15 protein-coding genes are annotated in these 14,901 nt (G+C 67.4%); 10 read left to right on the forward strand and 5 right to left on the reverse strand.

Annotated elements, in window-relative coordinates; all coding sequences use genetic code 11:
• Positions 1-26: 26 nt before the first annotated feature.
• The 4 genes from pntB to K0O62_RS01315 all read right to left on the reverse strand — a co-directional run bounded on the left by pntB (position 27) and on the right by K0O62_RS01315 (position 5,090).
• Positions 27-1,448: a Re/Si-specific NAD(P)(+) transhydrogenase subunit beta gene (gene pntB / locus K0O62_RS01300; RefSeq protein WP_220045488.1), complete on the reverse strand. Its 1,422-nt coding sequence runs from the start codon at positions 1,446-1,448 to the stop codon at positions 27-29.
• 38 nt (positions 1,449-1,486) lie between these two features.
• Positions 1,487-3,022: a Re/Si-specific NAD(P)(+) transhydrogenase subunit alpha gene (locus K0O62_RS01305; protein ID WP_220045489.1), complete on the reverse strand. Its 1,536-nt coding sequence runs from the start codon at positions 3,020-3,022 to the stop codon at positions 1,487-1,489.
• 128 nt (positions 3,023-3,150) lie between these two features.
• A complete protein-coding gene (locus K0O62_RS01310; RefSeq protein ID WP_073855334.1) occupies positions 3,151-4,038 on the reverse strand; it encodes an oxygenase MpaB family protein in 888 nt (295 codons plus the stop codon).
• 35 nt (positions 4,039-4,073) lie between these two features.
• Entirely contained in the window at positions 4,074-5,090 is a 1,017-nt protein-coding gene (locus K0O62_RS01315; RefSeq protein ID WP_073855335.1) for a magnesium transporter CorA family protein, read from the reverse strand.
• Positions 5,091-5,199: 109 nt separating this feature from the next.
• On the opposite strand from K0O62_RS01315, the gene K0O62_RS01320 reads away from it, so the two are divergent.
• The 5 genes from K0O62_RS01320 to K0O62_RS01340 all read left to right on the forward strand — a co-directional run bounded on the left by K0O62_RS01320 (position 5,200) and on the right by K0O62_RS01340 (position 8,893).
• Positions 5,200-5,634 carry a hypothetical protein gene (locus K0O62_RS01320; protein ID WP_073855336.1) on the forward strand — a complete coding sequence of 145 codons (435 nt, stop codon included), beginning with the start codon at positions 5,200-5,202 and terminating at the stop codon, positions 5,632-5,634.
• A 91-nt stretch (positions 5,635-5,725) separates the two neighbouring features.
• Positions 5,726-6,079 (forward strand): hypothetical protein, encoded by a 354-nt coding sequence (locus K0O62_RS01325; RefSeq protein WP_131817382.1) that lies wholly within the window; start codon positions 5,726-5,728, stop codon positions 6,077-6,079.
• A 152-nt stretch (positions 6,080-6,231) separates the two neighbouring features.
• Positions 6,232-7,095, forward strand: a complete 864-nt coding sequence (locus K0O62_RS01330) for an ABC transporter permease (RefSeq protein ID WP_073855338.1) — start codon at positions 6,232-6,234, stop codon at positions 7,093-7,095.
• Entirely contained in the window at positions 7,096-8,124 is a 1,029-nt protein-coding gene (locus K0O62_RS01335; protein WP_073855339.1) for a taurine ABC transporter substrate-binding protein, read from the forward strand.
• Complete coding sequence (locus K0O62_RS01340) at positions 8,078-8,893, forward strand: ABC transporter ATP-binding protein (protein WP_073855340.1); 816 nt, start codon at positions 8,078-8,080, stop codon at positions 8,891-8,893. The genes K0O62_RS01335 and K0O62_RS01340 overlap by 47 nt, the downstream gene beginning before the upstream one ends.
• 73 nt (positions 8,894-8,966) lie before the next feature.
• Here K0O62_RS01340 and K0O62_RS01345 read toward each other — a convergent pair whose 3' ends face one another.
• Positions 8,967-9,077 (reverse strand): hypothetical protein, encoded by a 111-nt coding sequence (locus K0O62_RS01345; RefSeq protein ID WP_019514171.1) that lies wholly within the window; start codon positions 9,075-9,077, stop codon positions 8,967-8,969.
• 146 nt (positions 9,078-9,223) lie between these two features.
• Here K0O62_RS01345 and K0O62_RS01350 point away from each other — a divergent pair, with 146 nt between their 5' ends.
• Genes K0O62_RS01350 through K0O62_RS01370 form a run of 5 tightly spaced genes read left to right on the forward strand, consistent with a single transcriptional unit; the run spans position 9,224 to position 14,855 of the window.
• Entirely contained in the window at positions 9,224-9,865 is a 642-nt protein-coding gene (locus K0O62_RS01350; protein WP_073855341.1) for a TetR/AcrR family transcriptional regulator, read from the forward strand.
• A gap of 33 nt (positions 9,866-9,898) precedes the next feature.
• A complete protein-coding gene (locus tag K0O62_RS01355) occupies positions 9,899-10,675 on the forward strand; it encodes an SDR family oxidoreductase (RefSeq protein ID WP_073855342.1) in 777 nt (258 codons plus the stop codon).
• 50 nt (positions 10,676-10,725) lie between these two features.
• Positions 10,726-11,865, forward strand: coding sequence for a ferredoxin reductase (locus K0O62_RS01360; protein ID WP_073855343.1), 1,140 nt, complete (start codon positions 10,726-10,728; stop codon positions 11,863-11,865).
• 10 nt (positions 11,866-11,875) lie between these two features.
• Positions 11,876-13,114, forward strand: coding sequence for a fatty acid desaturase family protein (locus K0O62_RS01365; RefSeq protein WP_073855344.1), 1,239 nt, complete (start codon positions 11,876-11,878; stop codon positions 13,112-13,114).
• 28 nt (positions 13,115-13,142) lie between these two features.
• Positions 13,143-14,855: an acyl-CoA dehydrogenase gene (locus K0O62_RS01370; protein WP_073855345.1), complete on the forward strand. Its 1,713-nt coding sequence runs from the start codon at positions 13,143-13,145 to the stop codon at positions 14,853-14,855.
• The last annotated feature ends 46 nt before the right edge of the window (positions 14,856-14,901 follow it).

A 14,901-nucleotide genomic window follows, 5' to 3' on the forward strand; every position in this document is an offset into this window, starting at 1 on the left:
GCTGGGATCCTCGGCGTAATGCGTGACTAGAGGGCGGCGTTGATGGCGTCGACGCGGTCCTTGGCGTCGCCGAAGAGCATCTGGGTGTTGTCCCGGAAGAACAGCGGGTTTTGCACCCCGGCGTAGCCGGAGGCCATGGAGCGTTTGAAGACGATGACGTTCTCGGCGTTCCACACGGTCAGGACGGGCATGCCGGCGATCGGGGAGCTGGGGTCTTCGGAGGCGGCGGGGTTGACGGTGTCGTTGGCGCCGATGACGAGCACGACCGAGGTGGCCTCGAAGTCGTCGTTGATCTCGTCCATCTCCAGCACGATGTCGTAGGGGACTTTGGCCTCGGCCAGCAGCACGTTCATGTGCCCGGGCAGTCGGCCGGCGACGGGGTGGATGCCGAATCGCACGTCGACGCCGCGTTCGCGCAGCTTGCGGGTCAGATCGGCGACCCCGTACTGGGCCTGGGCGACGGCCATGCCGTAGCCGGGGGTGATGACCACCGAGGAGGCGGAGGCCAGCAGTTCGGCGGCGGCTTCGGCGGTGATCTCGCGGTGCTCGCCGTAGTCCTTGTCTTCGGCGGGGCCGGCCTCGATGCCGAAGCCGCCGGCGATGACGGAGAGGAAGGAGCGGTTCATCGCCTTGCACATGATGTAGGACAGGTAGGCACCGGAGGAGCCGACCAGCGCGCCGGTGATGATCAGCAGGTCGTTGCCGAGCAGGAACCCCGATGCCGCCGCGGCCCAGCCCGAGTAGCTGTTGAGCATCGACACCACCACCGGCATGTCGCCGCCGCCGATGCTCGCGACCAGGTGCCAGCCCAGCAGCAGGGCGAGCACGGTGACCACGATGAGCAGCCACAGTTGCGGGTCGATGACGAACCAGACGGTGAGGGCGAAGAACACCAGCAGGGCGCCGATGTTGAGGTAGTTCTTGGCGGGCAGCATCAGCGGGGAGGACTTCATCCGCGCCGAGAGCTTCAGGTTGGCCACGATCGACCCGGTGAAGGTGACCGCGCCGATGAACACGCCGATGAAGACTTCGGCCGAGTGGATGCCGAGCATGCCCTCGGCGGCCATCGCGGCGGTGTCGGGGCCGTCGGGGTGGGCCTCGATGTGCAGGTAGCCGTTCCAGCCGACGAGGACCGCGGCCAGGCCGACGAAGCTGTGCAGCAGCGCGATGAGTTCGGGCATGCCGGTCATTTCCACGACCCGCGCCCGCCACAGCCCGATCGCCGCACCGACGATCATCGCGCCGATCAGCAGGCCCAGACCCAGCGGCTCGATGCCGCGGCCGAGCGCGAGCACGATGGTGGCGATCAGGGCGATGGCCATACCGGCGATGCCGAAGGTGTTACCGGCCCGCGACGTCTCGTGTTTGGACAGCCCGGCCAGCGCCAGGATGAACAGCAGCGCCGCGACCACATACGCCGCGGTGGCAGCGGTTTCTAGAGAAAGCATGCAGGAATCCGTTTCCGAGAAAGGGGTATGGGGCAGCGTCAGCTGCGGGAGAACATCGCGAGCATGCGGCGGGTCACCGCGAAGCCACCGAAGACGTTGATGCTGGCCAGCAGGATGGCCACGAACGCCAGCGCGGTGATGGCGGTATCGCCCTGTCCGATCTGCAGCAGCGCGCCGACGACGATGATCCCGGAGATCGCGTTGGTCACCGACATCAGCGGGGTGTGCAGGGCGTGGTGCACATTGCCGATCACGTAGTAGCCGATGACGATCGCCAGCGCGAACACCACCAGGTGCACCTGCAGCGCGGCCGGCGAGATCGCGATGAACGCGAACAGCGCCGCCGCCGCGGCGAACGTCAACCCCAACCGACGTGCGGTGCTCATCGGCTTCTTGGGTTCTTTGACCACCGGGGCCGCGGCCGCGGTCGCGGCGGCCGGAGCCGCGGAGACCTGCACCGGCGGCGGGGGCCAGGTGCTCTGCCCGTCGCGGACCACGGTGATCGAGCGCTGCACCACGTCGTCGAAGTCGAGGGTGAGCACCCCGTCCTTCTCCGGGGTGAGCAGCTTGAGCAGGTTCACCAGGTTGGTGCCATAGAGCTGGGAGGCCTGGGCGGGCAGCCGGCCGGCCAGATCGGTGTAGCCGATGATCCGCACCCCGTTGTCGGTGAGGATCGCCTCATCCTTGACGGTGCCCTCGACGTTGCCGCCGTTGGCCGCGGCCATGTCCACGATCACCGAACCCGGTTTCATCGAGGCCACCATCTCGGCGGTGATGATGCGCGGGGCGGGGCGGCCCGGGATCAACGCGGTGGTGATGATGATGTCGACGTCGGCGGCCAGCTCGGCATACACGGCGGCTTCGCGGGCCTTGTAGTCGTCGTCCATCTCCTTGGCGTAGCCCGTTGTGGAGACTTCAGCGACACCTTCCGCCGGGTCCGTGACCGACACGTACTCCCCGCCGAGTGAGGCGACCTGATCGGCGACCTCGGGGCGCGGGTCGGTGGCCTTCACGATCGCACCCAGGCTGCCCGCGGCGCCGATGGCGGCCAGCCCGGCCACCCCGGCGCCGACGACGAGCACCTTGGCCGGGGGCACCTTGCCCGCCGCGGTGACCTGACCGGTGAAGAACCGGCCGAAGGCGTGCGCGGCCTCCACCACCGCCCGGTAGCCGGCGATATTGGCCATCGAGGACAACACATCCAACGACTGCGCCCGCGAGATCCGCGGCACCGCATCCATCGCCAGCACCGTGATCGGCCGGGACGACAACTTCTCCACCAGATCCGGACGCAGCGCCGGCGAGATCAGACCGACCACCGTCGCCCCGTCACGCACCGCGGCGATCTCGGAGTCATCCGGCGCATTCACCTTCAGCACCACATCCGCGTTCCAGGGCGATCCGATGGTGGCCCCGGCCTCCACATAGGCGGCGTCGGAGAAGCTGGACGCGGCGCCCGCTCCACTTTCGACGACTACTGTGTAGCCGAGCTTGATAATCTGCCCGACGGTCTGCGGTGTCGCCGCGACGCGAGTCTCACCAGGTAGGGACTCGCGCGGTATCCCGATGATCACGTTGTTTCGATCCGATCTGCTTGGCCCAGGACGGGGTCAAAAGAGTCAGTGTAGGAAACGGTGTCGGCGGGTAGGGCACCCCGTCCACCCGACGCTGATCTTGACCGGTGCAGTGTGCGTCGGCAGGACTACACCGCGCGCGGCACCCGGCCCAGTTCGCGCAGCCAGCCGCGGCGCGCGGCCTGATGCCAGCGCAGCGGCGCCGGTACGGTGCGCCAGCCCTGCCGGACCGTCGCCCGCACCGATCGGTAGGCACGCTCGTCGACGCGCCGCCACCGGATGCCGAACCGTTCCCGCACGATCGGCGGCAGCCCGCCGAAGATGACCAGCCGCATCGGTGGCGCCAACGCGGCCCGCACCGGCAGGCTGGGCAGCAGCCGGTCGGTCAGCGGTTTGAGCAGCGGATGCGTCGGATAGTCCGGCGAGGCGCTCATGTCCGGGATCGCGGGACGCTGGATGAATTCGATCAGGTAGTCCGACGCGGGATTCGGTTGCAGCACCTCGCCGCAATAACGGTCGTATTCGCGGTTGAACTCGGCCAGCGTGTGCGGCACCACGGATTCGGTCATGCCGTAGCGGCGGTACCACTCGCAGCCCTCGCGGTAGAGCTGCTCACGTTCGGCGTCGTTGAGCCGGTGGGTGTCCCAGTGTTCGGCCAATCGGTGCACCATCATCTGGAAGGTGGCGTGCGCCCACCAATAGGTGTCCGGTGACAGGGCGTGGTAGCGCTCCCCGGAGGGCAGCGCACCCTTGATATCGCGGTGAAAATCGCGCACCCGCGTGCCGGTTTGGTCGGCCAGCGGGCCGTCGTACACCGCGCCCAGAATCCCTGGCAGGGAACGGAATACCCGATCAACCGGGTCGTCGAAGAAGTTCGAGTGGTCCATCAGGCCCTGACCGATCGCCGGGTGCATGGTCTGCATCAGTCCGGCGGTACCCCCCTCGAACGCGATTCGCATGTCCCCGGCCCACCGCCACAGCAGTGACTGCGGCCCGAGTGCGATCCGCGTACTCATGCCCCGAGACTGCCACGATCCGGCCCCGCCCGTGGTTATAACCAATCGCGTCGTTTGAACATCGCGTACAGCACGACGACCAGCACGACGATCACCGCCGAGCTGGTCAGGAAGCCCGCGACGGTGTCGACCCCGGGGTAGAGCACGTTCTGGCCGTAGAAGCCGGTGATGGCGGTCGGGACCGCGATGATCGCGGCCCATCCGGTGAGCTTCTTCATCACGGTGTTCAGCCGGGCGTCCTGCAGTGAGAGGTTGGTCTCGAACACCGTGGTGACCATGTCGCGCAGCGATTCGGTCCACTCCGAGGCGCGCAGCACGTGGTCGTACAGGTCGGCGTACAGCGGGTCGAGTTCGGGACTGGTCCTTGCGTCGAGCCTGCGGTGCTGGATGGTGCTCACCACCTCACGCACCGGCAACACCACGCGGCGCAGGTCGACCAGATCTTTGCGGACCCGGAAGGTGCGCCGCTGCAGGCCATGCGGCTCGGCCCGGTCGCCGGAGCCGGAGAACAGTTCGTCCTCCAGCGCTTCGATGGCGTCGTCGAGCACCTGGACGGCGTCGAAGTGCCCGTCGACCACCACATCGAGCAACCCGTGGACCAGGGCGCCAACCCCGTGGGACTGCCCGCCGAGTTCGTCGAACCGTCGTGAGACCTCGCCGATGTCGAACTCGGCGGCGCCGCTGTTGAGGCCGGGCAACCGCACGGTGATCAGTGCGCGCGGCAGCACGAAGGCGGAGATGCGGTGCTTGACCAACATCGACGCGCTGTCCCCGGCCGGCTCGTGGGTCCCCAACGCGTACACCGTGAAGAACGTATGAGATTGGTAGACGGCCGTTTTGGTGCGCTCCTTGGGGGCGACGGCGTCCTCGACGGCCCAGGTGTTGAGGCCGAGCTCGGCCGCCAGCAGGCGCAGGGTGTCGTGGTCGGGGTCGTAGATGTCGGCCCACACCAGTTGACGCTCGGATGCCAGGCAATCCGAGATGGCGTCGAAGGCGAACTCGTCGTCGTGGGGCTCGCCGTCTCGCCACAACCGACCGGTCACTTTGGTCACGTGGTCATCTTTCCCCGGAGCGGCCACGTTTCGTGGGACCCGCGGGTGGGAATGCCCCAATTTGCGTACGCGTCGATTACGGGGCGCCGCATCTGTCGAAGGAGCCAACATGTCCGACATCGAAACAGTGGTGGTCATCGGCGCGGCCATCCTCGCCATAGTGGTGGTCGTCAGTCTGTTAGTCGCAGCCAGCCGCAAACGCACCCAGGGCAAGCGTGAGCAGGCCCGGCAGCTGCGCGGAGAACTCAAAACCGAGCAGGAGCGGGTGGCCCAGCGGCAGGCGCTGGCCGAAGAGACCGACGCCCGTGCCCGCGCGGCGGCTGCCGAAGCCGAGGCCAAGGCCGCCGAGGCACGCCGACTCAGTGGGCAGGCCGCCGCGCAAGAGGAGACCGTGGAGTCCCACCGCGACGAACTCGACGAACGCCGCAAGCACATCGACCGCATCGACCCCGACGTGAAGTCCCGTCGGGATCGTGCCGGCGACGACGAACCCGACCGGCAGGTGATCGAGCAGCCGCCGCGGCGCGTCGAGCACCCGCGCTGACCGGGCCCGAGGATCTCGTTTGCGCAGCGAACGTGCATCGACATGGGGCGACCCGATCGCTGCGCCGGTCGGGGACCCCACCATGTACTCCATGGAATTGGTGGTCGAACGTGGGCAGGCCCGGTGCCCACGCTGTGTCGCGGTGGCGGACTACGCCTTCGTCGAACTGGGGCCGGAACTGCTTCGCTACGAAGTGAGTTGCCACGGTTGTGGGGAACGGTACCGAGAGAAACTCGGCCCGGTGGCCCCACCGGTGGGTGTGGTCGCGACCGCCGAGGTGTGGCCCCCGGTCCCGGCGCCCGCAGCCGTACCGGTGGGTGAACGCCTGCAGGCCTGGGCGGACGCCGCCCGCGGCGCGGCGATTGCGTTGTGGCACCGTGGGAATACGTGGGCGGCGGCGCTGCTCGACCGTATTCCGCGCGATGCCGAATCGAAAGCCGGATAAAATCAGGGCGATTCCAGCCCTTTTGCCGTCACTGCCCATCCCGGTAGTAATACCCGGGTGAACACCGCGCTGTCCGCCGACTCTTGCTGTCGCTGAGGCCATAAGCCCCAGCCCCCTCAGTAGTTCTCACAGCAAGAGAAAGCCGGCCCGCAGTGTCTGTCTTCGTCGATATCGTGCCCGAGGAGCCCAAGGCCGACCCGGCCCGGGCGGGTGTATCCGCGGCCCGCTGGCGTGGGCTGCTCACCAAGGCGGGTCTGCCGCTGCTCTCGGTTCTGGTGTTCTTCGCCGTCTGGCAACTCGTTGCCACCCTGGGTATTTGGAACCAGACCTTCGTGCCGTATCCCAACACCGTGTGGCGCGCCTTCATCGACGTGTCCACCACCCACGACGGTGCCCGCGGGTACGCCGGATACCTGCTCTACGAACACCTCTACATGACGCTGCGCCGGGTGTTGGCCGGCGTCGTCATCGGTGTCGTCGCCGGGGTGCTACTGGGGCTGCTGATGGGCTCGGTGAGCTGGATCCGCAGTGTGCTGGAACCCTGGCTGACCTTCCTGCGGGCACTGCCGCCGCTGGCCTACTTCTTCCTGTTGGTGATCTGGCTGGGCATCGACGAGGCACCCAAGATCACCCTGTTGGCCCTGGCCGCCCTGCCCCCCGCCGCCGTCGCGACCACCGCCGCGGTCGTCGCCGCCCCGGTCGGCCTGCAGGAAGCGGCCCGCGCGCTGGGCGCCACCCGGACTCAGGTGATCCGCGATGTGGTGGTGCCCTCGGCGCTGCCGGAGACCTTCACCGGCATCCGGTTGGCCGTCGGCATGGCGTACTCGTCGGTGGTCGCGGCCGAACTGTTCAACGGCATCCCCGGTATCGGCGGATTGGTCAAGGACGCAAGCAATTACAACAACACCCCCGTGGTGCTGGTCGGGATCTTCGCTATCGGGTTCTCGGGTCTGGTCATCGACGGTCTACTGCGGGCGCTGGAACGGCGCGCCGTCCCCTGGAGAGGAAAAATCTAGATGAAGTTCAAATCCCTTGTGGCCGTTGCTGCCAGTGCGCTGGCGCTGGCCGGCTGCGCGGTGGACAATTCGGGGACCGATGACGCGAAGCCCACCATTCGGATCGCCTACCAGGCGCTGATCAGCGGTGACCTGATCGTCAAGAACAACAAGTGGCTCGAAGAGGCCCTGCCCGACTACAACATCAAGTGGACCAAGTTCGACTCCGGCGCCGACGTGAACACCGCGTTCATCGCCGACGAACTCGACTTCGGCACCCTGGGCTCCAGCCCGGTGGCCCGCGGCCTGTCCGCGCCGCTGAACATCCCCTACAAGGTCGCGTTCATCCTGGGCGTGGCCGGCGAGAACGAGGCGTTGGTGGCCCGCGACGGCTCGGGCATCAACACCATCGCCGACCTCAGGGGCAAGCGGATCGCCACCCCGTTCGCGTCCACTGCGCACTACAGCCTGCTGGCCGCACTGGCTCAGGAAGGCTTGTCCGCCAGCGATGTTCAACTGATCGACCTGCAGCCGCAGGCCATCCTGGCGGGCTGGGAGCGCGGCGACATCGACGCGGCGTACTCCTGGCTGCCCACCCTGGACGAGCTGCGCAAGACCGGCAAGGACCTGATCTCCAGCCGGCAGCTGGCCGAGGCCGGTAAGCCGACGCTGGATCTGGCGACCGTCTCCGACGAGTTCGCCACCGAGCATCCCGATGTGGTCGACGTCTGGCGCCAGCAGCAGGCCCGTGCGCTCGATGTGATCGCCGACCAGCCCGAGGACGCGGCCAAGGCCATCGCCGCCGAGATCGGCCTGCCCGCCGAGGATGTCGTCGGCCAGCTCAAGCAGACCGTGTTCCTGACCCCCGCCGAGGAGGCCTCGGCGGAATGGCTGGGTACCGAGGGCAAGCCAGGCAACCTCGCGGCGAACCTGCAGAGCGCCTCGCAGTTCCTGGCCGACCAGAAGCAGATCCCGGCCGCCGCGGATCTCAAGACCTTCCAGGATGCGGTCTACACGTTGGGATTGCCCGGTGCCATCACCGGAAGCTGACCGGCGGGGCGGCCTGCGGATCGCCAATGTTGCGCACCGCTACGGCAGCGGTGCAGATGCGGTGACCGCGCTCGGCCCGGTCGATCTCGACGTGGAACCGGGCGCATTCCTGGTCCTCGTCGGAGCGTCCGGCTGCGGGAAATCCACGCTGTTGCGGCTGATCGCCGGGTTCGAGTCGCCCAGTGAGGGGCAGGTACACGTCGGCGGTGCCGCGCCGACCCCCGGCGTCACCTCCGGGGTGGTGTTCCAGCAGCCCCGGTTGTTCCCGTGGCGCAGTGTCGGCGGGAACATCGACCTGGCGCTCAAGTACGCGAAGGTGCCGCGCGATCTGAGGCCTGAGCGCCGAGCGGCGATCTTGGAGCGGGTCGGGCTGGAGGGCACCGCGAGCCGCAAGATCTGGGAGATCAGCGGTGGGCAGCAGCAGCGCGTCGCGATCGCCCGGGCGCTCGCCGCCGAGACCCCGCTGTTCCTGCTCGACGAGCCCTTCGCCGCCCTGGACGCGTTGACCCGCGAACGCCTGCAGGACGACGTCCGCCAGGTGAGTGCGGAGTCGGGGCGCACCACGGTGTTCGTCACGCACAGCGCGGAGGAGGCGGCATTCCTCGGCTCGCGCATCGTGGTGCTGACTCGCCGGCCCGGCAAGGTCGCCCTGGATCTGCCGTCGGAGCTTCCCCGCACCGGGGTGGACGCCGACGAGTTGCGCCGCTCACCGGAGTTCCTGAAGCTGCGCAACGAGGTCGGCGAGGCGGTCAGGGCGGCCGCGGCCTGAGCTTTCCGCGCTTCCGGGCACGCAAAAAGCACCCGCCACGCTCAGGCGTGCGGGTGCTTTTGTGTCGGCCGGATCAGACCGGCGGGTACGCCGGCGGCGGGTAGACGCCGCGCAGGCCCCAGGCCAACCAGCTGAAGAAGAACTCGCCCTCATCACTGATGTCGTAATCGGGATTCGGATCCATGAGTACCTCCCAGGCACGGCCGCTTTTTCAGGAGTTTAGCCCGACCGGCACACACCGGGACACCGGATCGACGCTTAATGCTTAAACTGGCCAACCAGTTGATTGGTTTTCCGGGCTCGCCCCGGGTCAGTAGATAGTGAGTAGCGATGTCCACCGAATCCGCACCCAACGGATCGACCCGGCGCGATGAACTGCTGGCGGTCGCCGCCAAGCTGTTCGCCGCCCGCGGTTACCACGGCACCCGGATGGATGACGTGGCCGACGCGGTGGGCCTCAACAAGGCCACCGTCTACCACTACTACGCCAGTAAATCGCTGATCCTCTGGGATATCTACAAGCGCACCGCCGACTTCACCGTCGACGCCCTGCACGACGATCCCACCGCCACCGCGCGGGAGACGATCTACCACTTCACCCGCCGGCTGCTCACCGGCATCGCCACCGACCTGGAAGCGGCGGCCGTCTACTTCCAGGAAGGCCCCTACATCTCGGAGTGGTTCACCGAGGAGCAGGTCGCCTACATCCGGAAGGCCGAGTCCACCGTCTACGAGCACGTCCGCGACGTCATCGACCGTGGCATCGCCAGCGGTGAGTTCTACGAATGCGATTCGCACGTGCTGGCGCTGGGCTACATCGGCATGACGCTGGGCGCCTACCGGTGGCTGCGTCCGCACGGCCGCCGCACCGCCCAGGAGATCGCCGTCGAATTCAGCACCGCGCTGCTGCGCGGACTGATCCGCGATGAGACGGTCCGCAACGAGCAGCCACTGGGCGCAGCCCAGAACTAACGAAGCGAGGGCTTTGGCATGACGGACGTGGGAATGGCGGAGCTCTTCCGGCTCGATGGCAAGGTAGCGGTGGTCACCGGTGGTGGCCGCGGCATCGGCGTGATGATCGCGCGCGGGCTGCTGCAGGCCGGTGCGGCCAAGGTCTACCTGTCCGCCCGCAAGGAAGCCGAACTGGCGGCTGCGGTCGAGGAGCTGTCCCCGTTGGGCGTGGTCGAGGCCATCCCGGCCGATCTGGGCACCGAAGCGGGGGTGCAAGCGCTCACCGACGCGGTGAGTGCCCGCGAGGACCAGATCCACGCCCTGTTCAACAATGCCGGTGCGAACTGGGGAGAACCGTTCGAAACCTTCCCGGCCGCCGCGTTCGACCGGGTCTTCGACGTCAACGTCAAGGGCGTGTTTCTGCTGACCCGGGCTCTGGTGCCGCTGTTGAACGCCGGCGCCACCGAGGCCGATCCGGCCCGGGTGATCAACACCGGCAGTGTGGACGGTTTCCACATCCCCGAGGTGGGCCGCAACAACTTCTCCTACGCCGCCAGCAAGGCCGCCGTGCACGCCCTCACCCAGCAGCTGGCCGGTGAGCTGGCTCCGCGCATCCTCGTCAATGCCATTGCGCCCGGGCTGTTTCCGTCGAAGATGACCAAGGTGCTGCTGACCGCCGGCGAGGAGGCCGTGGGCGCGGCGTTGCCCCTCAAACGGGTCGGGCAGCCCGACGACATGGCCGGTATCGCGGTGTTTTTGGCCAGCCGCGCCAGCAGCTACGTGACCGGGACCGTCATCCCCGTCGACGGCGGGATCAGCGTCATCCGCTGATCTTCGGCGCCGGATGTGTGAATGCGGGTGCCCGCGGGTAGCCGGTGCACATGTGTTCACTCAATCTTCGCGGCCTCACCCGTTGGAGTGCGGCACCCGCGCGTGACGTCGCCACCGCGACCACGCCGAGAATCAACATGATCCGCGGTCTCGCGGCGCGGGCCACGACCCCACTGCTGCCCGACGACTACCTCAAGATGCTCAATCCGCTGTGGACCGCCCGCGAACTGCGCGGAGCGGTGGTCGACGTGCGCCGGGAGACCGAGGACTCGGCCACCGTGACAATCAAACCGGGGTGGGGGTTCAAGGCGGACTACCGGCCCGGCCAGTACGTCGGGATCGGCTTGCGTGTCGACGGGCGCTGGCACTGGCGGTCCTATTCGCTGACCTCGGTGCCTGAACGCGACAACAGACTCATCTCGATCACCGTGAAGGCCACCCCCGAGGGCTTCCTGTCGACGCACCTGGTGGACGGGGTGGCACCCGGAACGATCGTCCGGTTGGCGGCTCCCAAAGGGGACTTCGCGTTGCCCGACCCGCCGCCCGACACGATGCTGTTCGTCACGGCGGGCAGCGGCATCACTCCGGTGATGGCGATGCTGCGTACGCTGGCCCACCGCGGGCAGACCGGCCGCGACATCGTGCACGTGCACTCCGCCCCGTCCGGTGACGACGTGATCTTCCGGGAAGAACTGCAGCGACTGCACGATCGCGCGGACGGGTACCGGCTGCATCTGCAGCTGACCGACCGGGACGGTCACCTCGACTTCGGCAGGCTCGAGGACATCGTCGCGGACTGGAGGCAGCGCCAGACCTGGGCCTGCGGCCCGCCGGCGATGCTCGACACGATCGAGCGGGTCTGGGCCGAGGCGGGGGTACCCGCCGAGCAACTGCACATGGAGCGATTCGTCATCGCCCGCACCGACCGGGGCGGGGAGGGCGGCACCATCACCTTCGCCGTCTCGGACAAGACGGTCGAGGTGGACGGTGCGACCTCGCTCCTGGAGGCCGGTGAGCAGGTGGGCATCCAGATGCCGTTCGGGTGCCGGATGGGCATCTGCCAAACCTGCGTCCTGCCATTGGAATCCGGTCATGTCCGCGATTTTCGATCCGGTACCGAGCACGGCGCGGGCGACCGGATCCAGACCTGCATCTCGGCGGCAGCCGGGAACTGCACCATCAACGTCTAGGAGGTCCCGCATGGCTATCACCGATATCAAGGCGTACGCGCACCTGACGGACGCCGACGTCGCGGAGCTGGAACGCGAGCTGGACGCGATTCGAGCTGACATCGAGGAGTCGCGAGGTGAACGCGACGCACGCTACATACGGCGGGCCATCCGGCTGCAGCGGGCGCTCGCCGTCGGCGGCCGCATCACCCTGTTCAAGAGCCGCAACAGATACGCCTGGGTGGCCGGGACCGGAATGCTCGCCGCGGCCAAGATCATCGAGAACATGGAGTTGGGGCACAACATCACCCACGGTCAGTGGGACTGGATGAACGACCCGGAGATCCACTCCACCGAGTGGGAGTGGGACACGACCTCGCCGACCGTGCACTGGAAAAAGTCGCACAACTACATTCACCACAAGTACACCAACGTCGTGGGTCTCGACGACGACATCGGCTACGGCATCATGCGGTTGACCCGGGACCAGCGCTGGGAGCGCTGGATGATCGGCAACCCGGTGTACAACTTCCTGTTGGGCACGCTCTTCGAATGGGGTGTCGCGCTGCACGGGGTGGAGACGACCAAGTGGCGCAAGGGCGAGAAGTCGATGGGCGAGGTGCGCAAGGACCTCAAGATCATCGGCCGCAAGGTCGGTAAGCAGGTCGGCAAGGACTACCTGGTCTTCCCGGCGCTGGCCGGACGCAACTGGAAGCACACGCTCGGCGCCAATGCGGTGGCGAACCTGATCCGCAACTACTGGGCCTACATGGTGATCTTCTGCGGGCATTTCCCCGACGGCGCAGAGAAGTTCACCCGGGAGGAGTTCGAGCGGGAGACGCACGCCGAGTGGTACCTGCGCCAGATGCTGGGCTCGGCGAACTTCCACGCCGGCCCGGTGATGGCGTTCATGAGCGGCAATCTGTGCTACCAGATCGAGCACCACCTGTTCCCGGATCTGCCCAGCAACCGCTACGCCGAGATCGCGCAGCGGGTCCGCGCCCTGTGCGACAAGTACGACCTGCCCTACACCACGGGATCGCTTGTGCGGCAGTACAGTCAGTCGTTCTGGACGATCGCCAAGCTGGCCTTGCCGAACAGGTTCTTGAAGGCGACCGCCGACGACGCGCCCGAGACCAACTCCGAACTGAAGTTCCGGATCCGCGGCGGCGTCCGGGACACCTTCGGCATCGATCCGCGCACCGGGCGGCGGCGCGGGCTGCGCACCGCGCTGCGCGAACTGGAGAACGACACGGTCGTCATGGCATAGCCCCGAATGCGAGGGCTAGTGTGGCGACATGAAGTCGACCATCCTCTCCCGCCGCGACCTGGACTTCCTGCTCTACGAGTGGCTGCGGGTGGAGGAGCTGACCAGCCGGGAGCGGTTCGCCGAGCACTCCCGGGAGACCTTCGACGGTGTGCTGGACCTGTGTGAGCAGGTGGCCGAACGCTATTTCGCTCCGCACAACAAGCTCAGCGACGCCCACGAACCGCAGTTCGACGGCACGACGGTCACCGTCATCCCGGAGGTCAAGGAGGCCATCGACGCGTTCGCCAAGGCCGATCTGCTGGGCATGAGCTTCGACGCCGAACTCGGCGGCGCACAGCTGCCGGTCACCGTCGCGCAGGCCGGTTTCGCATGGATCTCGGCGGCGAACACCAGCAGCTCCGGGTACGTCATGCTGACCATCGCCAATGCCAACCTGATCGCCAAGTTCGGCACGCCTGCGCAGATCGACACGTATGTGCGGCCGATGCTGGCCGGCCGGTTCACCGGGACCATGGCGCTCTCGGAAACCCAGGCCGGCTCCTCGCTGGCCGACATCACCACCCGCGCCGAACCCCAGGACGACGGCAGCTACCGGCTGACCGGCTCCAAGATGTGGATTTCCGGTGCCGAACACGAACTTTCGGAGAACATCATCAACCTGGTGCTGGCCAAGATCCCCGGTGGTCCGGCGGGCACCAAGGGCATCTCGCTGTTCATCGTGCCGAAGTTCCTGGTCGGAGCGGACGGCTCGGTCGGCCGCCGCAACGACGTCGCCATCTCCGGGCTCAATCACAAGATGGGCCAACGCGGGATCACCAACACCGTGCTCAACTTCGATGGTGCCGTCGGCTATCTGGTCGGCGAACCGCACCGCGGCCTGGCCTACATGTTCCACATGATGAACGAGGCCCGCCTCGGCGTCGGGATGGGCGCGGTCGCGCTCGGCTACACCGGCTACCTTAAATCCCTGCAGTACGCCCGGGAGCGTCCGCAGGGCCGGCTGGTCAAGGACCCGGCCAGCCCGCAGGTCCCGATCATCGAGCACGCCGATGTGAAGCGGATGCTGTTGGCGCAGAAGGCCTATGTGGAGGGGGCGCTTGGACTGGCGCTGTACTGCGCGAAACTGGCCGACGAGGAGGACACCGCGCTGCTGGACATCCTCACCCCGATCGCCAAGAGCTGGCCCTCGCAGTGGTGCCTGGAGGCCAACAGTCTGGCCATCCAGGTGCACGGCGGGTACGGCTACACCCGTGAGTACGACGTCGAGCAGCACTACCGGGACAACCGGCTCAACCCCATCCATGAGGGCACCCACGGCATTCAGAGTCTGGACCTGTTGGGCCGCAAGGTCACCCAGAACGGTGGCGCGAGCCTGGCGGCCTTGGGGGAGCGGATTGCCGCGACGGTGGCCGCAGCCGGCGATGATCCGCTGGCCGCACAGTTGGACGCCGCCTGGCAGCGGCTGGTGACGGTGACCGCCGGCATGTTCGCCTCCGGTGACGTGGAGGCCGCGATGGCCAACAGTGCGGTCTACCTGGAGGCCTTCGGGCACATCGTGATCGCCTGGATCTGGCTGGAGCAGTACCTGGCCTGCGCCGGCAACGACGGCGACTTCTACGCGGGCAAACGGCAGGCCGCGCGGTTCTTCTTCCGCTATGAACTACCCAAGACCGCAGCGCAACTGGATCTGCTGGAAAGCCTGGACCGCACCACCCTGGATATGGAAGACGCCTGGTTCTAAAACCCCGCCCAAACGAACAAACGGGCGCCAGAGTGCGAGTGGATCG

This window comes from Mycolicibacterium diernhoferi, assembly GCF_019456655.1.
GTDB lineage: Bacteria > Actinomycetota > Actinomycetes > Mycobacteriales > Mycobacteriaceae > Mycobacterium > Mycobacterium diernhoferi.